The organism is Rheinheimera soli, assembly GCF_021290985.1.
Lineage (GTDB): Bacteria > Pseudomonadota > Gammaproteobacteria > Enterobacterales > Alteromonadaceae > Pararheinheimera > Pararheinheimera soli.
On the sequence record NZ_JAJOYU010000017.1, the window covers coordinates 1 to 19,689 of the forward strand.

The window sequence follows — 19,689 nt, forward strand, 5'->3', positions numbered from 1 at the left end:
GTAAATGGCTTGAAAGTGGCATCATGCATCTAAAATCGGGAATTCTTGTGCTAGGCTTATAATTTCTTAGGCACATAGATCACGGAGTAGATCATGGAAGCAATTATTGTATTCCCACTTTTACTTGCGGCACTTGGCATCATCTTTGGTATCTGCTTAAGGTTATCAATTGCAATAGGACAGCTGAAAGCCTATCAATACCTTAAACCACTGACAAAATTTGGTCGCTATACCTGTTACATACTTGCATCTGCTATCTGTACAGCTTTCTATCTCAACGCGCCATTGATTTTTGTTAAGTCCAACAGTTTTGTACTTCCCGACAGCTATCTTGGTTTGTCGCTGGAGATTAGTATCTGTCTGTGCTTGTGCGTGTCCTCATTTCTCGGACTTAAAGTTGCAGACAAAATACTCACCGCACAAGACTACGTTTAGCCCATCCTTTTTTAAAAATAGAACAAATTAAGCACAATATTTTTTAATGGTGATATCCTTGCGCTCATGTATTTGATCCCTTCTAACCTAAGAGGCAACTGATGAGCATTTTATTAGACAAACGCGAACTGAAAAAAGCAGCTAAAGAACTTTCAGTAACAAAGATCAACGAAGTGATTAGCATTTTGAATGAAGTTCTGACAGATAGACAACGCGAAATTGAAACAATTGAGAAACTAAAGACGTTTGCTAAAGAACAAGGTTTTACTTTAGAACAGTTAGGTTACAAACTGTCGAATGACGCAATCATTTCTACTGAAACAGTTGAAACTGAGTCCAAACCTTCTGGTCGTCCGACGAAACCTAAATTCAAAACAATTAATGTAGAAAGTCAGTTTTTCTATGTTGAGGATGGCAAGTTATCTCTGCTTAAAACTCACACTATGAAGAAAGGTTTAATAGATCGCGGTATTGATGTATTCCCGTTTTCAAAAGTGGATAAGAAATTCTCAGCCCAGGTACAGCCGTTACTCGATTCAGCTACTGCACAGGCTACTGAAAGCTTTAATGCTAAAGTTGATGTTTGGAATGAGTGGGCTAAAGTTCACGGTGAAGAAATTCTTTCCAAGAAGTAAATATAGGTATTGTATTAGTGCTAATTGCTCATATCTGATCCGATCTGATGGTCAGTTATGAGCAATTGTAGGAACTTAACGCCTCAAAATACTTGGGCCACACACTCACTAAGCACTTGTTTGCCAGCTGTTTAGTGTCCATTTGAGTTGTTAGGCACGACTGCAAGCACCCATTATACTTAACCAATTAGGGATAAACGTCTTGCTCATTTGCCCCAATCCATAGGCGTTTACCTTCGATTGTTCATCGCTTACTTTCAAAACTTCAACAAATATAAAGTAGCCATCAGTTGTTTTTACAGTTATTTCTGCGATCCCTAAGTCTGAATATATATTTAGATAAGTAGCATTTGAAAAATCAATACTCGGCTTTTCTGCTTTTTCATCCCAACATTTTGCAATAGCTTGATAATTAGAATTGAAAACCAAATTCTCTTCCTTTACTTCTGAAGCATAACGTAAGGCATCTTTAGAATTTCTAGGAACAATTCCATTTAAGCTACAACCACTAAGAAAAATTGAAAATAAAATAAGCATTTTTAACATTTTATACCCGACTCCTAATTGAAGGCAAAACTAATGTCTAACCATCTGTTTTAAGCGGCGCGTAAACCGAGTTGCGGACATTAACGCTGCATGTCGGTGTGAGCACCGCGACCATGAAACCTAACTATACCATCGTAAACACAAAACCCTATGATGGAATGAAAAATGCCAAGCTGTGGGAATCGCTCCTAAATGCTCTGTTAGCTTTGATCCCAAATTCTGTCCACTGTTAAATTAGAGCACTCTTCAGTAGTGGCATTGTATTCAAAAGCTGCTGTTATGCCTAAACTACGGATTATAAATGATAAATTCACATAATCACCGTCGATAGCAAGATTATATAAGGTCTTAATAGCTTCAATTTCATCTACATGCTGTTTGAACTCAACAAGTTCTATTGTTACAACAAGATCTACATGGCGCATTTCATAGTTACAAGTTATATATACGCTTGGTGATGTTAGTTCACTTACGTAATCTACCTCAGGGTCCTCGAGACCTTCAAATATTGATGATTTAATATCAATTATTTCTGTCAGCTTGTCAGAGAAAACTCTAGTCATCAACAATTCACTAAGTGCAGAGTTATTCATAGCGTTTAAATAACTTTCTGTTTCTTGTATTAAGAAGTCTTCCTGATCATCAAGTATTTCTTGTCGATCAACAGCATTAGAAATTTGATCGACGTTATCTTTGACAAAGTCGAAAACATTTAGATAGGGCTTTATTTCCGTATTAATGCCTAGCATGCTAATGTCGTTAAGCAAATCTCTATTAAAGACTAACTCAGAGCCTTTCTTTTCAAAAAAATCATTTTTATTGGCTGTGATAAATGCAACTGGGCTGGTAATTCGGTTATCTTGCAAGTATTTCAAGAAGGACAGCCATATCAATGTGTCCCTATACCCTTTTTCACCATCGGTGAACGGTTTGACAACATTCAAAGCTCTGCTTACAACGTCTGCATGAGACACGTCTTCATATGAAATACCTTCTATAGAATGAACTTTTGTTGATAAGATTTGTTGTATATCGTAATCAGATATCTTCACATCATCGATAGAAACTCCAATATCAGCTCGGTTAACCTTCTTTAAACGATTAAAAAGGCGATTTATTTCGACTTTTGACTCCCCAACTTCTTTATTTCTAAGATTATTTACTTCCTGTACAACCAAATTAGATAGCAACAAATCTAACTGTTCGTTGTTTAAATAGTGAAATAGTAGTTTAAAATGTGCATTCCCAACAAACCAATTATTATAAAATGCATTTGTATCGATAAAAACTTTCATACTTATCTCTCTGAAACCTGATGCGGAACTAAAAAAACTAACAGACGTTATTGAACCAGATACGACTTTTAAAACTAAATTCTTCGGAATCACGAAATCCTGAGCTATTCCTGGCATAAGGGGATCGAATCCTGTGCAATCGACTGTTATGCGTTTGTTACGAACACCCACTCAGTCTTTAACACCATCCAGCCTTGATTTAGCAACTGCTCATAAGCTGAAAATAAATCATTATCTGCCTCTTTGCGTTTTGAGAGATCCATTACTGTCTCATTGGACAGAGCATGACTAGTTTTGCTGCCCTAGCAGAAATTAGGGGCAAAAAAAGTACCGCAATGATTGCGACACGCAGTGAACGTAAAGAAATCCAATCCTTCATTTCTAAAATTTCTTATATGCATAACGCCGCATTTTGCGGAGATTTGGAGCGTAAACGAGCAAATTTTCTGTAGCAGCGCTTTATTATGTATTTAGCGCGGAAGCTCCATGAGGAACTTATCTACTTTTTCAAACAACAGCTCATTTGGATCATCACCAGAAATTTTACTATTTATTAAGTCTATCAGCATATTCTCATCAACATTCAGGATCAGTTTTCCATGTTCACGCATTGCCCCCTGACAAGCAATTACAGCATTTTCTGACGGCCCCTTTCTAGAAATAAGAAAACAAACTTTACGTTTAGCCTTTTCATAAAGATATTTTTCTGTGGAGTACACCTGGGATTGTCCAATCTCATCTTTGTAGTTCTTAAATTCAAATAGAACATACCTAGAATCTAGATTTAGAGAAATAAACTTCCAAACAGTAGAATTGTCTATGACTCGGCAAATTAAGTCATAACGGTGCAGATCATCTGTAGTCCTTTTTTGTTGATGCCAGCCGGTTAGGTCGCCATCAAAAAGATACTTTAAAATATCGCTCACAGTATCTTCGAATTTATAGCAACCATCTTTGCCAAGAGGAATACCTCGAAGAGCGTCAATAAAATTAATTCCGACTTTTTCGTTTTCTTGTGTCGAGCTTGTATCTGATGGTTTTTTGATTCTTATAGGCTTAATTATACTTGTAATATTACCATCGAGGTTCCGCTCTGAAAGATCAATTTCGCACAAGTTGACAAGCTTACCCAAAAGCTCTAAGTCTATACTTGCTAGAGACAGTAAGTCATCTAAGTTTAGAAGTTGTATTTGATATTGATCTTCAACTCGCTCTTTAATTTTTGGCATTATATCTGCCGCAACAATAAGTACAGCTTTATTAATACGCGCAGCGCTAGCGCTTTCAACAAGCCTCTCCGAAGATATTCTTAGAGCAGAAGTTGGATATATGGGGTTTCGTGTATATTTAATTTCAAATGCGATGCGCTCATTTCTTGTTGGCTCCGTAGCAATGATGTCGATTCCAGTATCAGGAAATGAACCTACCGATTCCACTTGCCAACCATTAGCAACTAAAATCTCTCTACAAAGGATTTCTAGCGAAAACCCTAGCATTGAACTTACAGCAGCTCCTATTCTTATGCTCAATGCAGATCCTTTTTAATTAGACTATCTCTTTTGATTGTATGTAACTCGGACACATAAAAATCCGTTTTCAAAGGCAGCCTGCCTGCAAGTCGAACATTCTTGCGCCTTCTTTCCTGAATTTAACTCGTTTAAACTAACGCTAATGTGCCTCTATTTCAATATTTTTATCTTTTATCGGTAAATTTATATCAGACAAGATCTATACAGTCGATACGCCAGTAGTTCTGTATATTCGTCCACATATACAACCAATGTCAGCATCTGGTACAAAATGGTAACAATTCGTATTGACAGAATTGAACTTCACTCCATACTAATATCTTCAGTAAGGATAGGAATAATACGTGTCAAATTCCCGTCTGATTCTCAGCATCGCTTAGAGTTTGATCTACGTGCTTGCTCAGAACAATTGCTGCCGTGTCATCTAACTTTTCGCAAAGCAAAATATCGCTGACAGCAAAGTTAAGTTCTCGACAACGATCGTCAGAAAGAGCTATTTCATTGTTACTGTTGAGTTCAACTTGATATTTCATGATCACTCCTTAAACGTAGACTACTTAAATAAGTAATACTTAACTAGACCACAACATTCATTCGCCGCTCTATTTTCAACAAATTACATTAAATACAATAGGTTACAATTACAATAAACCATATAACAAACTTTTGTGTAAGACCATTTTTCACCTGAACAGCTGTGCAAAAGCAAATCGATATTTGTTTCAAACATGTGCATAATCGTAGACTTCGCACATGTTTGAAGCTGCTATTGGAGCAAATAATGCACTTCGATCTGAGCCACATGCTGCTAACTCAAGCTACATCAGACATTAAGAACATAGAATTGACGTACAAGGATTGCTGTCGAGGCTTTCTCTGGTTCGTGTGACTATGTGAACTTGATTCCAACATAACTTCAATCAACATACTTCCAGCTATCAAGTCAAAAGCGATAATGCAGAAACCGAAATCCAGGCTCAAAATTTCGAACTATTAAGACAAGTGTTCAGCCCAGGTCAGATCAACCACTTCAAATCTGCAAGAAACAATCATTTAAATTAAGCCTGCTCTTGGCACTGAACTGATCAGCGATTTGAGCGATAAGCAGCTATTTCAATTAGCCATTTGACTAGTGCATATTTACAGATTTTCTGTATAGTCAAAAATATGAACCATGGGGTCGTTTTTATCTTAATACGAAAATAAAACTCTCAAGTAAAGTGTTTTAATAGTAATTACTTAGGATGCGTGGTAAAGATAAAAGAAGTATGAAAACGAAATATTTTAGGTTAGAGGTCAAGCGAAAGCGATCACCGCTCGGTAATAAAGACTGTTGTACCCTTGCTACTCGCGAGTGGTGACCAATCTCTATAGTTTGATATTTGATATTTGATATTTGATATTTGATATTTGATAAGGAAATTTTATGTCATTAATGAGAATGAATCATGTGCAAAATGAATTAAAAAAGCTCGCAGGTGTGATTAATAAATTAATCGAAAATTATGATTTAAACTTCAGAGAGTATGATCAAACATACAGTAGTGTTGAAAGTTCTTTTAAGGATAGAAAAATTTTAGCGGAAAAAAACAAAGATTTTGATCTTCTGCATGAAATACATATAGAAGAGAATAATTATACCGCCACTCAGAAAAATCTAAACTCTCTTGCCCAGTTTCAAAACGAGCTTATGCTTGTAAAACATGTAGCACTAATAGAAAATATGATAGTAAGTTTGTTTTGGTGCCTAACTAGAATGTTTCAACATTCAGAATATGAAAAAAAATACTTTTCTGAGGGTATCAATTTCTCCGATAGTCTTGAAGCTGCAAGTAAGATCTGTGAAATGACAAATAGAGTGATAAATTTAAAAAAACATAAGTTCTGGTACTTTCATGAAACGATGAAATCAATCCGAAATGTTATTGCTCATGGTGACCCTCTCTTTGTGATGAGCTATAGAAGAGTGAACAAATTCAATGAAAAAATAGACCTTATTCAATTTAATTCTGAAAAGAATGAATGTGTATACACGAATAGAATGCATCCAAGTAAGATTCACCCTACCTTCGACAGTAAGTCGAATTGGTATTGTAACTTGAAAAATGATTTAAATGGACTAGTTAAATTAAACGAAATTTGCCTTGAGTTTGTAGAAGAAGTGAAGGCTTCATATATGAAATATGGCGAAAGCAATGGAATTTCTATTCATAACCTTTATGGATGCCTTCCTATTCATCAAAAATAAATATGGAGGAAAGTTTCACATGCTTCCAGTATATGATGTGGACTTTACAGAAAGCCTGCTGTGGGCGCAAAATTGCGATTTCACCATGCACGTTAAAAGTGATTAACGTGCATCAAAAATTCACCAAGAGCGAGAAGTAGGCATGTGACACTTGCCCACCCTTAAATCTAAATCAGCAGTGCAGCGAGTGATTTCTCCGAGTGCTGCAACTTGTTGTTATACGCTACTCTCTTTTAGATCAAACAGTCCCGAATATTCAAAATCGACTTTTTCAAATTCATTGCTTTTAAGTAATGAATGCTCTTCATCTAAATATATTGTTTTTGCCTTAGACTTTAGAAGCTCTAACTTACTAGAATCCATTCCACAAACAAATAGTTGTGAGTGCTCAGGCAATTCATCAATTAGCAACGAAACAATACTCTCATAATGCTTTGCAGCTTGTTCATGTTGATTTGGAGTGTCAATAACAAGTGGACTTAGAACATGATTTCCATACTTATAAATGAGGTTGTACACGCTAATATAATAGGCAAGCATTGCTCTTGTTGATTCTGCTGCACCACCACTTTCTGCAACTTTTGTATAATTTTCTGGGGACTTAATTGAGTTTGCGTTAACACCAAATGCCTTTAGCTTCCATAAATATCGTGGGAAGCACTCCTGAAAAGCCTCATTAACCAGCCTTCTGCTATCCTTCGATAAAGCTGTTCGATCTTTAACTAATAGCTTTTCATCTTGATTTTGCTTATGTAACGATTCGATTTTTAGACTACGGTTAGCTTCAACCTTCTTTCTTACCGATTTGGATGATATTGCATCAAGAACTGAAGACAATGATCGAGTACTATGTTGATCTGAAGAGTACTTCTTATCTAATTCGTTTATTTTCTCTCTTACCGATTTAAAAGCGGAGTCCTTTGTTAATATATCATGCTCTAAACGTACTAAATAGTTTTGAAATCGTTCAATAATCTCTTTAGCCTGGTTTCCATCTTGAAATAAAGAAAATCTGTTCACTATAGAATTATCATGTACAACTCCGCATGTAGGGCATTCGATATCCTCATCAAGGCGTTCGGCAAACTCAAAATCTGCAACTGCATCCTCAAACGACTGTCTCGCAATAACAATTTGTGATTCTATATGAGCCTTTTCAGCCCGTAGGTTTGCAAGCTCTTCAAAAAGAATTTCTTGTTGGAAGTGCAAATCCATAATGTTGATGCTTAGCTCTTCCTCTATTTCATCTAACTCAACTTCATCTATAATAATGCTGTTATTTGCTGAGAACTCGCTTATTACTGAAATTGCCGTGTCAAAACGGTCTATTTCTTTAGTAGTTTCGGCCATCTCAATTTTTTTTGAGCATATTTGTTTTGTTTTGTCGAAGTAATCCTTTCCTATCATTCCCGTATGATAAGGAATAATGGTCTTCTTCCAGCTTGCGAACTGAGCAAGATTATTGAAGCTGGACCATGCATTCGCCCAACTCTGCTTTTGGTCTATATAAAATGGTAGAAAATAGTAGGCTGGTGGAGGTGTAACTACTTCATCTTTATCTCGCACGGCGAGCAAAGCGTCAAACTCAAACAAGGCCATAATCTCTGCTGAGAAATCACCACCTGTTCCAGTGAACACTTTATGCTTTCCTTCTTGGTCCTTAAGAATAAAGCGGTTTCCATGTCTTGCAATTTGATACGATTTGCCTTTCACGTCAAAATCCAAGATCACTCGACAGTCTAGCGATTTCCAGTTGTCATCTAACTGAGGCTCACAACCAAAGCACCAGAATATGTTTTTAACTAGCGAAGACTTACCTACGCTATTTTTTTGTTTTGATAGTATCAAGTTGTAACTTCTTGAGAAGTCGAACTGAGCTGCTTTCTTGGCTTTCTTGCTTAATATTGTTAGTCGATTGAAGTGCATTACTTTCATCAAGACTTTCCCTTAGACTTCTAATTAATTTTTTATAGTCAAATTTAGCGTCACTCATATTTTGACACCCTCCAACAACTCATATAGGAAAGCACCTGTTATATCTTCTTGGGTTTGAAAATATGATAGTGTTTTTTCGCTTAATTCTAATTTGACGGCTGCTTCTAGAACGCTTGCATTTGAATGACTTTTTGCAAGATTTTCGATGCACCTTACAAGATCGTTTGAGACTTCTTTTACGACTAATTCTCTACTTGAAATTTTTTTCGTATAATATCGATTGAATCCACTTACAATTTTTCTTCTATTTATAGAGTTCAAAGAATATTCATCATTAAGTATTTGAATCATTTCAGAAAATATATTTTCATCTGGCTTTCGACTGACATACTGCGCGATAACATCTGACAATTGTTCACTTGTAACAGCCTTTCTTTTAAGTGCATCGTTCCAGTTCTTATAGTCAAAGCTATTCTCTCCTTTTCTATTGAGATCTCGTATTACACACTCATATATAGAATTAGCATCGTATTTTAATCCAGGTGCAATTTTGCTTATTAGTGAGCTAATCTTACCTTCAACAACAAGATCAAAACCTTTTTCAGGTAAATATGGTATAACAAAAGCTAACTTTGGGAGAAAATCTTCAGCTCCAGAAATCTTCGATACAGCATTTTTTACTTTTATAACTTCCTCATTATTCAGCTCGCCAGAATTAATTACTTCAAAACTATATCCTTTTTTATGGGCATTAAAGCTGTAACCTCCAGTTGAAACAAAATTAACCCTAGATATTTTTTGAGAATATGATTTATCACAACAACTTTTGGCTAGCTTCTCAATTAATGATTGCGATTCACCTTTGGTCACGCTAGTCAGGCTATGAATTGTATGTGTTTTTGATGTTTCTTTGACTTGATTCAGTTCAAATGTTGTTTTAGTAACGTCAAGTGAGTTGGCGATAGTAACATCCTCGTGCTCTTCAATAAAAAGCGCAAACTCATTGCCACACTCATGTTCATCCAAGATTCGGCAGAATGCCCAATGATATTGATAATTATACTTCCGGAAAGTATCACTCCCTGACTTTTCCCTTTTAGGCTCTAGACCCAGAGGATTAGCTTGCTTCGAGTTATCAACATCCATTTCAAATCCTTTCTTCGATAGTCATTAAAGCCGAACTAGCCTATAACTTTGTCATAAATGTCAAACAACTTGTTGCGAATCCAGCGCTAAAAGCGCGATTTTTAGTGGATTTGTTATAGCCATTTCACCAGCTCAATGGCAGGCGTACCACCAGTTACAACCTTCACAAATATAGCAAATTGATACCCTAACTGAGCCTTGAATGCATTCAGCTTTTCTAAATCATAGTCATCAGTCTCTTGGCTGCTGGTCTTTTTCATCTCTATGACAACAAAGTTATCATCAGTGCCTCGACGATGAATGATAATGTCAGGAAACACCGTCGTAGCCTGAGCATCATCAGACTGAATACTTCGTCTTCTGATATTCAACCTCTTAGGATCATCGTGATTTCGATTGTATTCACAATCTACATTCCAGTCAGGAAAATGCGGTTCAAGATAAGATGCTAACCTGTGAGAGATTGATCTTTCATTTACATCCATAGCGAGAATAAAGCTATCCAATAGCAGTAATTGATCTAATGCGTCTTTCAAGGCTGATTCTACTAACTCTCTCAATGAAAAAATCCCTTTTAGGTATAACAATCCATTTTCGAAGGAAGCATGCCCACGAGTCGAACATTTTTCCGCCTTCTTTCATTATTTTTATTCATACCAAATTAACTCTGATGTACCTCTATTTCAACAAATTTTTCTGAAAGTATTAAATCTGAGACTGGTAAAATTTATGCAGGCAGTGTGTAAGTTGTTCTAAATCTAACTCAAAATGGATATTTGGGCATTTATCCAGTGGTTTTGGATAATGATGAAAGTGATGATTAGGCATTTACCTGAGCAGTTGTCCGTTTTGGCACAAAGCCATTCTGGGGGAGTGGGACTTCATAGTTTATTAAGACTTTCTAGGCTCGCTTCGATGAATTTCAAGTATCTGATGAGGCATCGTGAAATGAATAGAATAAGCTAAGACTTTAAAGATTTTAATTGCTGAGAGGGCCGAAAATCGTCATGTAACGGACTTTTAGACCAGAATTTATGCACTTTTCTTTATATTTCTGGAAGTCCTGAAACTATCGACTATTCTCAGTTGCTGAATTTGAAATGGAGTTCATATGAAAAATCTTAAAGCGGCGATTTCCTGTGCGCTCATCACGGTGCTTTCAGCTTGTGAATCAACCATGGAAAAGCCTGAGGCACTTCCAATTGCCACCAATAGCGATAAAGAAGGGATTATTGCCTTTCCTGCCGAAGTGCGGTCAGTTTACGTAAGAAACGCAGTAGAGACTAACACATCAGGAAATCAATACCTTCCCAAATATGACGACAATGGGAAGCTAGTCGGATTTGACGTAAAGAGCGTTACATTTATTAAGCCGAAATCAATTCTGTGCGCCGAACCAGCTCCTGATACGTCAGTGTCATCCAGTGCTGCTTTCGCGGCAAGTGCAAATTTACAAATGACAGAAACGCTTTCGACAGTGTCCTCAGCTGTAAATACACTTGCGCAAACTGTGTCGACTCAAGCATCAAGAATAAATTCGGTTGGAAGTGACTCTAGTAACCGCAGTAACACTGACTCAGGTTCTGTAACAAGAGGTAGCGAAAGTGATTCGAACGTTCAAAGTGGTGGTACTTCAAATGATTTGCTTTCCGCTTCAGGGAATGTCTCAAGAACGGCCAATGAACTAGCTGGTAGGGACAATGTGGTATTACTCACAAGAGAGACGTATTTCAGACTATGTGAAGCTTTTGCCAATGGTGCTATTTCAAGGGATGACTACGGTCGCTTACACCAAGAAACAATGCATCAAATAACATCAATGCTGGATACAAAAAAAGCAATAGCCAAAGCAGCCGAAGCAGAAGCCGAAACTAAAAAGGCTGAAGCAGAAGTTAAGTTAGCAGAAGCCAAGAGAAAACTTTTAGATGCTCAGGGGAATTCACTCAGCGTAATGAAACAGGCAGCTCTTCAATCATGCGGCACTAATTTAGTAAGCTGCACAACCAAAGCAGATGCTGATCCCAAAGCGGTTTCTGCATGCAATGCTATACATCAACAGTGCATCAAAGATGCTGGGGGGTTATGAAGATGGAAAGCGATTTTCTTAAAATGTTGGTAGATTTGAAAACCCAGGGAAAGGAATTTGCCATTCTACTTGGCAATCAGCCAATGAGAACAAAGATACAATTTATGTCGGGAGACTACGTGATGCTAAAAATGCCGGACTTAGAGGGGGTGCCTACTGTGACGATGCATTGGACAAATGTTGTGTTAATTGGCGTATGAAAACACTAGTTTTCAATTAATCCCGTCCAGCTAACACACTAGTGTGCTTCCTTGGTTAAGGTTAGTCTTTTTGACTTTATCTAAATTCACTGGGCTTTGCCAAGACTACGTCTAATTTTAATCATTGAATCGCCTACAGAGAGAACCTCCATAAAGGCTGTTTCTATGACGAAAGTCAATTTGAGGGGGATTACCCAACTACATACAGAGTAGTTTAGATACACCGCGTTTTCAGCAACTACTTAATTCAACTTAATGTACGATGATATCAAAAACTCGTCCTTTGTCATCGATATACACTCCAGCGACACCAATTCTAGTCGCAGTAACTTCGCATCTGAGCAAACGTCCGTTAGCTAATGAGAAAATGCCATTATTGGTTCTTGTCTCAAAATTGGTGGCAACGACACTACCGGCGGATTTTGACGAGGCATGCTGGTAGTGTATCAGGTCCGCTTTGCCTTATTTGCGGACATTCGATTTTTTTGGGGGCTTACAAGCGTATTGATCACTGTAATGGACGAATCCACCTGTTTCTAAAGTCTAACGTTCAGAAAACAACGTGTGCTTCAGTGCAAAGATAGCATCTACTGTGCTTAAATTTTCAGCTATGTAACATTAACCTGAAAAATACAAATCAATTAAAACCTCTCTTCAACTTTCAACTGAATTTCCCACGAGTTCACATCTTTTGCACCGCCTACAGGTTTTGACAGGTCAACATGAATGACATGATTATTGCTCGAGCGTGAGGAATAAAAACGAGCACCAATGCCTACAGAACCAATCCACTGTTCTGTGTAGTTTTCCGCCAGTAAATCCGCCTTAGAGCGGAGGCCATTCAGCTCTGCATTTTGTTCTATATCGCCACCACTAGCTCGCCCTGCATCTGCGAACGCCACAAATCCCATATCGAGTAGTTGGTAGATATTGATCTGTGGATACCAGCGAAGCTCTGCTGTACTTAACCAGCGCTGGGTGCCTTGCTGGTATTGCACAGGATAGCCACGCAACCCTGTTTCACCACCCAAATCAAGAGGTTGATCCAGGTAGTTGCGGCTGCGCTGATCGTATTGAAGTTTAGTGTAAAAGGTAAACTCTTTACTCAGACGATAAAAGTCCTCGGCTTTTGCTGAGGCGATGATTTGATCACCGCCGTGTATACCTAACATGGCATCCAATTGCAGGGCAAGTAATGTTAAGTGCTCTGAGTCGCCAAAGCCTTTTTCAGAGAGCCAATGTGCTTGATAGCCAAGTGTCTCATCGTTTGCCAAATCAGATGTTTGGACACCAATCCTTGCCTGATGGTGCCAGCCTAAATTGATATCCTCACTGTGATTAATCAGATACACATCAGACAGCACCTGATATTTATGTTCTTTGTAGTCGAGACCTATCCAGGGGTACTGGTAACTCCTGTCCTCTGGTAAAGCCAACGAAGGTTGAAACGGGTCGTCTGTAAACTGCCATTGCTGCGAACTATAACCTGCCAATAGCCTTAAACTGGTACGCTCCCGATAATCCAGAAGCCAACCCGTTTGAAGATCAATCTCTTTTTGCAGGGTAATGAATCGGTTCTCAAGTTCACCATTGTGATAAATTTGGTCTAGTCTTTCATCGCTGAGCCAGCCTGCTTTATACATCCGCTCTGTACTATCTTGATAAAAGGGCTTTTCAAGCTGGAACTGAGTTCGACGGCCATCGTTATTCTCTGTCCATTCAAGATCGACATAGCTGTGATCAAGTTCAGGATACCCAAGCAAAGACAACGGACTTGATACTTTAAATTCATAGCCCTGGCGTAAATAATCGGATTGATATTTTACAGACGTACGTACGCCATACCCCAAAAAATTATCTTCTTTAAAGCCAAAAGAGTACTTATTTTTACCACTGGTGCGGCCCAGTCCAAGGTTTGGTAGCAAGCTCCAGTTATCCCAGGTTTCTACTTTCACGCTTTTACTGCCATCAGGATGACAAGGCTCAACCACACTAACTCGCGCATCACGTACATAGGATTTCTCACGCAGTAGACGCTCCGCTTCTGCTAAATCATCCGTCGTGACTTGTTCACCAGGTTTAATACTTAACTCTTTTCGCAGTGCAGATTCTTTACTATTGATATGTAACCAGTTGGCAAAGTGGTGCACCCAAATCGTATCGGGTGCGTTTTCGTCAAAAATAGGATTGGAGACAATTTCAATCGAATGCACCTGAAAAGGTGGTCCAGCAAGTTCCGCCGCTCCGGTCTTCTCATCCGCAGACTTTTCCGCTCCGGAGTCTTTTTTAACAAACTCACATAAGTGTTCAAAGGTGACTTCCTGAGCCTGTGCTGCGCTACCGGCTAACGCGGCCAGTAAAGCGAGACAAAGCCGACTTAAATTATGCATACCAACTCCACTGGCACCAGGCCTGTAATGGACACCTAGGGATTAGCAAGAACGGAACATATCTTTGCTTGCTTGATACAAACTGGTTTTGATTTGAAACATCCCGAGTAAGCTATGAAATACGTTGTCGTGACTGAAGCTATCTTGCCGTTTTGATGCGACACACTCTGGAGTGAGCTTCGCAGAGGATGCATAAGGCTCAGACATCCACCAAAGCAGCGGAACTTGAGTTTGTGCTTTAGGTGCCATCCAATAAGGTAAGCCGTGCAAGTAGATGCCATTTTCACCTAAAGATTCACCATGGTCAGAGACGTAAAACATGGCGGTCTGGTAGTTCTTTTGGCTGTTAAGGCGCGCAATCACGGCGGCTAACAAATGGTCTGTCGCGACGATACTGTTGTCATAGGCATTGACGATGTCTGAAGGGGCACAGAGCTGAAGTTGCTTATCAGTGCATTCCGGTAAAAAGGCTTTGTCTTTAGCGCTGCTGCGTTTGAAATACTCAGGACCGTGACTTCCCAACTGATGTAATACAATCAGCTTATCGGACGATTGCGGTGTTTTCAGTTGCTGCTCCAATGCATCCAACAGCACTTGATCCAGACATTGTCCTTGATGGCACAATGGATTTTTTTGCTGCTCAAACACAAACTGAGTTGGCACCCGATCACATACCCCTTTACAGCCCGAGTTATTGTCCAGCCAGCTCACGTCAATACCAGCGTATTGCAGAATATCCAGCACATTGCTGCTGTTTTTAGCCTGTGACTCTTTATAGAGATCTCTGCCCATATTGGAAAACATACAAGGCACAGAATGTGCTGTAGCAGTGCCGCATGAACTCACGTTAGTAAAACTGTAGACAGGTAAATGACTGAGTTGCGGATTGGTTGAGCGAGTGTAGCCGTTGAGCTGAAAGTGATCGGCCCTGGCTGTTTCTCCCAATACCATCACGATAAGACGTGGCTTCTCTGTTCTCACGGACAAAGGCTGCATTGCATCCTGCCCCAACTGCATAAATTGAGTCGGGAATTGTTTTTTGACCAAATCGGATGACAAAGATACGGCTGCGGCCACAGGACTGACAGGTAAAGCAAAATGCTTTATCTCTCTGTAGTTACGAAAGAAAGGCGCGAGTTCGGAGTAGCCAGAAGCGACCAGGCTAAACAGGCTCAGCGTCACTAAAACCAGCGCAAGCAGCCAATGCCGGAAAAATTGTTTCAGAGGCAATGCACGAACCTTCATAAGACCAATGCAAAGCAAAGGGAACAGCATGACGCCAATCACTTGCCATACCATGCCAATGGTTAATACTCCGGCAGCTTCAGCAGCGTCAGTTTCTACGGCGTTTTGTAGCATGGATTTATCTACAACAATGCCAAAACTATCGATGAAGTAATAACTAAAAGCACCGATGGCAAACAGTGCCACCACAACAGGCTTTTGTAGACGATGAAAACTAAAAATCACCAGAAGCAGCAGGTTTAGTAAAAACAATATCGCCATTAAGTTCAGCTGCAAACCATATTGTCCTGGAACTTTGGCCTGAACCGCAGCCAAAAAAGGACCATTGAGCAGTAATGTCATGCCAAGAGCAGAGATCAAAGCAAACCATAGCGGATGCCATACCCGTTCCTGCCCTGAATTTAAAGCCGCAGAGGTTGCTTTTGATTGCGATAAAATAGCCTCAAACATCAGGGGACTCCATAGAAGTAGCAAAGAGTACGGGTTTGGATGGTTCCAACGGCAGGTCCGCAGAGGTAGTCCGTTTAGAAGTGAAAGCTGGCTCTGATTTGAATGACAGTTCAGAGGCGCGAGCATGCTGAAATAAACCATACAGCACAGTAGACACAGTCCAGCACACCGCCGCTGTGGCGATATCGTGTGAAATAAAATGAGCACCACGCAGTTGCTGCACAAAGCCCAGTAACAGGCCTAGTGTTAACCCAATTACTATGCCTCGCAGCGCTAGATGTGGTTTCAGCTCTCGCCAATAGTAATAGAGTGCTAGCCACGCAAACCCTATGCTGGCATGTCCGGCTGGGAAACATTGGTTGGGAGACATCGTCTCAGGGCGAGTATCAAACAATCCCCAAAATTCGCTGTGGCCACCAAATTGCAGCAAATCCCATGGACATTCCATAGGTAGCAACCGTTTAAGCACGGCTACAGATGCAAAGCTCATCATCAAACTAAGTAACAACACACCTAAAGCACGTTGGTTCTTGCTCCGTTCGCGTATAGCAACATGCCGCCATGCCCAGTACCCGAGTAAACCCAAGACAAGGATTTCATTGATGGCTCTGACTAAGTGATGTAGTACAGTTTCTGTCAGCCAGTGATGCTGTAAAGCCCAGGTTCCGCCTTGCCAATCAAACAGCAAGGAGGCCAAACCAAAATCGAATGAAGTGCCATAAGCCAGAATAAAAAGCACAGATGCCCCAGCAACTGGCGCTATCAGATGGGTGTATAGGCTGGGTCGTATTGGTTCCGCCACTGCAAACCTGCTTTCAATACAATTGGGTAAGTATGGCTAGACTAACGGGTGAAACTTAAGAGAGACTTAAGTCTGAAAATAATTTATCAATTCATTCAGAAGTAAATTAAGCCTTTGTATTGATTTGTTATTTTTAGTCAATCAAGGTATGAATAGCCACGTAATTATGCAGGAGACGTCGGTTGATATATGCAGAGTTACTCTTTTTTTGGGGCACTGGATACAAGAGTAGAGTGCTCCAAAATCGAGTTCAGAGATGTTTTTCAAACCTTCATTATTCCAGCTACGGCAGGCAAGCAACCTGACTGGAGTTTTTTCTTTCTCTGTACAAATACGATGGGAGTTGCACCTGAGCTAAGGCTTTTTTGTATTGGACTGCTGAGGCTTGACGATCCAACAGCTCAAGTCGTTTGGTAGGTTCATTATAGTGCGCAATTACAGTCTCTTCATTGGGTTTCAAAATCGTTAATGAGTCCGGTTGCATCAGCGCGAAGTAGTTTTCAAACTGTAGCAAGGCTCTGCCAGGACTTGTTTTGTCCAAAGTTAAATCACGGCCTGTCATGGTATGGCAGGAAGACACACCCGCCAGGCTCAGCAAAGTGGGAGCTAAATCAATCTGACTACTCAGCGTTTCGAGGACTTCAGGTGTGATATCGGCTCCTAAGATTAGTCCAGGAATACGAAACTTCTCTACAGGGATGAGGTTATTGCCATAAACACGGTTGTCATGATCCGCAACAATTAAAAATACCGTGTCTTGCCAGTAGTCGCTTTGTTTTGCTTTTTCGAAAAACTTTCCCATGGCCCAATCTGCATACTTTACTGCATTGTTTGCCGTATTTTTGGGTTGTTCATGCAGAGTGATCCGATCATCTGGAAACTCAAATGGCTCATGATTGCTTGATGTAAAGATAAGACTGAAAAATGGCTTTCCCTCTTGATGTAAAGCGTTCAGCTTTTGGTGTGCTGTATTAAATAAGTCTTCGTCACTGGCTCCCCAACTGCCTACAAAAGCTGGGTTTTTAATTTGGCTGATATCGACTATGTCATCAATGCCGTTGCCGGTAAAAAAGCTTCTCATATTGTCAAAATGTGCTTCGCCACCATAAATAAACTGGGTGTGGTATCCATTGGATTTTAATACAGAGGCAAGTGTTGTGAAGTTTTGCTGGCTATTCGAAAGCTTCACCACGCTTTGTGCGGGGGTTGGTGAAAAGCCTGCAACCACTGCTTCGATACCACGCACTGAGCGTGTACCAGTGGCATAGAGATTCTGAAACCACATGCCTTGAGTTTTTAACTGCTCAAGCTGCGGCGTAACTGGCTCGCCTCCAAGGGATTGAACAAAGGTTGCCCCCAGACTTTCCTGCAAAACAATAACAACGTTTAAGGGTTTCTCTCGTTTTTTTGTAGCCGTTTGAAAATGCAACGTCGGATAGTCTGGATCGGTAAACCTGTAAGTTTTTAACCAGGGCCAATCCAGGCCATATTTCAACATATCCTCAGTCGATAACTTGCCGTACATTTCCGTCGAACGCGCTTCGTGCTTCATGCTATACAGGGCATAAAGCACGGAATAGCCTGAGCTTATCACCAAAGAATTCACCATAGAATCTCCGGTGATCGCAAACAGGGCTGGATTAGCGGGTCTGTGATCTGTGGTTGAGCGGACGCCAGCAAATACCAGAAATACAGCCAGAGGCCATAACACAATGGTGTGCTTGACTGACCAAACTCGAAGTTTTACGAAGGGAAGCTTAAGCAATAGAGCAAGTGCAAACCCAAACAGCGCGGTAAACAAAAAACCAGCTAAAAAAGGCAGACGAAAGCCATGCCATAAGGTAGAAAAAACTTCTTTGGGGTACTTCAGATACTCGATAAATAAGCGGTTAGGCCTGACGTCGTATTGCAGTATAAATGCCGGAGACGCAAGCTCCATAAAGAGCAATCCAATTAAACCAGCAAGACTCCACAGGTAGGTGAATTTAAACCAACTGTGTTGTAAAAAACGGTTTGCAAACAGTGGCGCCAAAAGAACGGGAATCGATGCCCACAGGCACAAGACAATGAGGTCAGCACGAATACCTTGCAACAAAATCTCTGACATTTTTCCGGTCGCCAGCACCCGCTCATAATGCCACAGCACTAAACCAAGGCGACTCAGACTCAGCAATACGATGCCAAGCAGCAGCATCCTAAATAAATGGGTGTAGGGACCACAGACAATAGATGGAAAAAAAGAAGGTCGTTTCTTATTAGTATTGGTCATTACTTCGCCTTGTCATCCTAAAACGCAATGCAGAATAACGAGCGAAACTTAAGAGTCTCTTAAGAAAATAAAGTTATTGTGAGTTTCTTTATACCGACATTGACGGACCCTGACATGAAATCGAAAGCCACTGGATTCAACCGACTTTATTTTGCGACGCTGTACTCATGGCAAGGGCTTCGCAGCAGCTGGGCCTCTGAAGCAGCCATCAGGCAGGAAGTTATTGCTTTAGCACTGCTGCTTCCCATTTCCTTGCTGGTTGAGGTATCCGCTGCCGAGCGAGCTTTATTGGTATTGAGTCTGTTTCTGGTCTTTATTGTGGAGCTGTTGAACACTGGCATCGAAGCTGTTGTGGACAGAATTGGCAGTGAGTACCACGAACTTAGCGGTAAAGCGAAAGATATCGGCTCTGCGGCAGTCCTTGCCAGCCTTATCACAACCGCTCTCGTCTGGTTTATTATTCTGTACTAAGTACCAA

The 19,689-nt window shown here is 40.1% G+C and carries 18 protein-coding genes; 7 read left to right on the forward strand and 11 right to left on the reverse strand.

Annotated elements, in window-relative coordinates; all coding sequences use genetic code 11:
• Nucleotides 1-93 precede the first annotated feature (93 nt).
• Together LSG37_RS12725 and LSG37_RS12730 are read left to right on the forward strand one after the other, a co-directional pair.
• The gene (locus LSG37_RS12725; RefSeq protein ID WP_233080235.1) at nt 94-435 is read left to right on the forward strand and encodes a hypothetical protein; all 342 of its coding nucleotides are present in this window, start codon (nt 94-96) and stop codon (nt 433-435) included.
• Between the two features lie 101 nt (nt 436-536).
• The gene (locus LSG37_RS12730; RefSeq protein WP_233080236.1) at nt 537-1,070 is read left to right on the forward strand and encodes an H-NS family histone-like protein; all 534 of its coding nucleotides are present in this window, start codon (nt 537-539) and stop codon (nt 1,068-1,070) included.
• 150 nt (nt 1,071-1,220) lie between these two features.
• Here the strand turns inward: LSG37_RS12730 and LSG37_RS12735 are convergent, their stop codons facing one another.
• Nucleotides 1,221-1,616, reverse strand: a complete 396-nt coding sequence (locus LSG37_RS12735; protein ID WP_233080237.1) for a hypothetical protein — start codon at nt 1,614-1,616, stop codon at nt 1,221-1,223.
• Nucleotides 1,617-1,816: 200 nt separating this feature from the next.
• Entirely contained in the window at nt 1,817-3,028 is a 1,212-nt protein-coding gene (locus LSG37_RS12740) for a PIN domain-containing protein (protein WP_233080238.1), read from the reverse strand.
• Nucleotides 3,029-3,195: 167 nt separating this feature from the next.
• On the opposite strand from LSG37_RS12740, the gene LSG37_RS12745 reads away from it, so the two are divergent.
• Nucleotides 3,196-3,363 carry a hypothetical protein gene (locus LSG37_RS12745; RefSeq protein ID WP_233080239.1) on the forward strand — a complete coding sequence of 56 codons (168 nt, stop codon included), beginning with the start codon at nt 3,196-3,198 and terminating at the stop codon, nt 3,361-3,363.
• Between the two features lie 18 nt (nt 3,364-3,381).
• Here the strand turns inward: LSG37_RS12745 and LSG37_RS12750 are convergent, their stop codons facing one another.
• On the reverse strand, nt 3,382-4,440 hold the full coding sequence (locus LSG37_RS12750; RefSeq protein ID WP_233080240.1) for a restriction endonuclease: 1,059 nt from the start codon (nt 4,438-4,440) through the stop codon (nt 3,382-3,384).
• 347 nt (nt 4,441-4,787) lie between these two features.
• On the reverse strand, nt 4,788-4,973 hold the full coding sequence (locus tag LSG37_RS12755) for a hypothetical protein (protein WP_233080241.1): 186 nt from the start codon (nt 4,971-4,973) through the stop codon (nt 4,788-4,790).
• 893 nt (nt 4,974-5,866) lie between these two features.
• Between LSG37_RS12755 and LSG37_RS12760 the strand changes: the two genes are divergently transcribed.
• Complete coding sequence (locus tag LSG37_RS12760) at nt 5,867-6,688, forward strand: hypothetical protein (protein WP_233080242.1); 822 nt, start codon at nt 5,867-5,869, stop codon at nt 6,686-6,688.
• A gap of 216 nt (nt 6,689-6,904) precedes the next feature.
• Here the strand turns inward: LSG37_RS12760 and LSG37_RS12765 are convergent, their stop codons facing one another.
• The 3 genes from LSG37_RS12765 to LSG37_RS12775 form a co-directional block, all read right to left on the reverse strand.
• Complete coding sequence (locus LSG37_RS12765) at nt 6,905-8,623, reverse strand: hypothetical protein (RefSeq protein WP_233080243.1); 1,719 nt, start codon at nt 8,621-8,623, stop codon at nt 6,905-6,907.
• A gap of 54 nt (nt 8,624-8,677) precedes the next feature.
• Nucleotides 8,678-9,769 (reverse strand): DUF4297 domain-containing protein, encoded by a 1,092-nt coding sequence (locus LSG37_RS12770; RefSeq protein ID WP_233080244.1) that lies wholly within the window; start codon nt 9,767-9,769, stop codon nt 8,678-8,680.
• A 113-nt stretch (nt 9,770-9,882) separates the two neighbouring features.
• Nucleotides 9,883-10,329: a hypothetical protein gene (locus tag LSG37_RS12775; protein WP_233080245.1), complete on the reverse strand. Its 447-nt coding sequence runs from the start codon at nt 10,327-10,329 to the stop codon at nt 9,883-9,885.
• A gap of 551 nt (nt 10,330-10,880) precedes the next feature.
• Here LSG37_RS12775 and LSG37_RS12780 point away from each other — a divergent pair.
• Complete coding sequence (locus tag LSG37_RS12780; protein WP_233080246.1) at nt 10,881-11,855, forward strand: hypothetical protein; 975 nt, start codon at nt 10,881-10,883, stop codon at nt 11,853-11,855.
• Nucleotides 11,852-12,055, forward strand: coding sequence for a hypothetical protein (locus LSG37_RS12785; protein WP_233080247.1), 204 nt, complete (start codon nt 11,852-11,854; stop codon nt 12,053-12,055). The genes LSG37_RS12780 and LSG37_RS12785 overlap by 4 nt, the downstream gene beginning before the upstream one ends.
• Nucleotides 12,056-12,696: 641 nt before the next feature.
• Here the strand turns inward: LSG37_RS12785 and LSG37_RS12790 are convergent.
• The 4 genes from LSG37_RS12790 to LSG37_RS12805 all read right to left on the reverse strand — a co-directional run bounded on the left by LSG37_RS12790 (nt 12,697) and on the right by LSG37_RS12805 (nt 19,049).
• Complete coding sequence (locus tag LSG37_RS12790; protein WP_147904807.1) at nt 12,697-14,445, reverse strand: BamA/TamA family outer membrane protein; 1,749 nt, start codon at nt 14,443-14,445, stop codon at nt 12,697-12,699.
• A gap of 42 nt (nt 14,446-14,487) precedes the next feature.
• A complete protein-coding gene (locus LSG37_RS12795; protein ID WP_233080248.1) occupies nt 14,488-16,140 on the reverse strand; it encodes a phosphoethanolamine transferase in 1,653 nt (550 codons plus the stop codon).
• Nucleotides 16,133-16,942 carry a phosphatase PAP2 family protein gene (locus LSG37_RS21420; protein ID WP_233080249.1) on the reverse strand — a complete coding sequence of 270 codons (810 nt, stop codon included), beginning with the start codon at nt 16,940-16,942 and terminating at the stop codon, nt 16,133-16,135. The genes LSG37_RS12795 and LSG37_RS21420 overlap by 8 nt, the downstream gene beginning before the upstream one ends.
• 283 nt (nt 16,943-17,225) lie before the next feature.
• The gene (locus tag LSG37_RS12805) at nt 17,226-19,049 is read right to left on the reverse strand and encodes an LTA synthase family protein (RefSeq protein WP_233080250.1); all 1,824 of its coding nucleotides are present in this window, start codon (nt 19,047-19,049) and stop codon (nt 17,226-17,228) included.
• A gap of 276 nt (nt 19,050-19,325) precedes the next feature.
• Between LSG37_RS12805 and LSG37_RS12810 the strand changes: the two genes are divergently transcribed.
• Nucleotides 19,326-19,682, forward strand: coding sequence for a diacylglycerol kinase (locus LSG37_RS12810; RefSeq protein ID WP_127019319.1), 357 nt, complete (start codon nt 19,326-19,328; stop codon nt 19,680-19,682).
• Nucleotides 19,683-19,689: the final 7 nt, after the last annotated feature.

Excerpts from the sequence above, each read along its gene's own strand:
- LSG37_RS12770 (WP_233080244.1), bottom strand. The coding sequence starts at position 9,769 with ATGGATGTTGATAACTCGAAGCAAGCTAATCCTCTGGGTCTAGAGCCT.
- LSG37_RS12740 (WP_233080238.1), bottom strand. The coding sequence starts at position 3,028 with ATGCCAGGAATAGCTCAGGATTTCGTGATTCCGAAGAATTTAGTTTTA.
- LSG37_RS12795 (WP_233080248.1), bottom strand. The coding sequence starts at position 16,140 with ATGTTTGAGGCTATTTTATCGCAATCAAAAGCAACCTCTGCGGCTTTA.
- LSG37_RS12785 (WP_233080247.1), top strand. The coding sequence starts at position 11,852 with ATGAAGATGGAAAGCGATTTTCTTAAAATGTTGGTAGATTTGAAAACC.
- LSG37_RS12760 (WP_233080242.1), top strand. The coding sequence starts at position 5,867 with ATGTCATTAATGAGAATGAATCATGTGCAAAATGAATTAAAAAAGCTC.
- LSG37_RS12765 (WP_233080243.1), bottom strand. The coding sequence starts at position 8,623 with ATGAAAGTAATGCACTTCAATCGACTAACAATATTAAGCAAGAAAGCC.
- LSG37_RS12805 (WP_233080250.1), bottom strand. The coding sequence starts at position 19,049 with ATGTCAGAGATTTTGTTGCAAGGTATTCGTGCTGACCTCATTGTCTTG.
- LSG37_RS12810 (WP_127019319.1), top strand. The coding sequence starts at position 19,326 with ATGAAATCGAAAGCCACTGGATTCAACCGACTTTATTTTGCGACGCTG.
- LSG37_RS12725 (WP_233080235.1), top strand. The coding sequence starts at position 94 with ATGGAAGCAATTATTGTATTCCCACTTTTACTTGCGGCACTTGGCATC.
- LSG37_RS12745 (WP_233080239.1), top strand. The coding sequence starts at position 3,196 with ATGACTAGTTTTGCTGCCCTAGCAGAAATTAGGGGCAAAAAAAGTACC.
- LSG37_RS12755 (WP_233080241.1), bottom strand. The coding sequence starts at position 4,973 with ATGAAATATCAAGTTGAACTCAACAGTAACAATGAAATAGCTCTTTCT.
- LSG37_RS12780 (WP_233080246.1), top strand. The coding sequence starts at position 10,881 with ATGAAAAATCTTAAAGCGGCGATTTCCTGTGCGCTCATCACGGTGCTT.
- LSG37_RS12735 (WP_233080237.1), bottom strand. The coding sequence starts at position 1,616 with ATGTTAAAAATGCTTATTTTATTTTCAATTTTTCTTAGTGGTTGTAGC.
- LSG37_RS12790 (WP_147904807.1), bottom strand. The coding sequence starts at position 14,445 with ATGCATAATTTAAGTCGGCTTTGTCTCGCTTTACTGGCCGCGTTAGCC.
- LSG37_RS12730 (WP_233080236.1), top strand. The coding sequence starts at position 537 with ATGAGCATTTTATTAGACAAACGCGAACTGAAAAAAGCAGCTAAAGAA.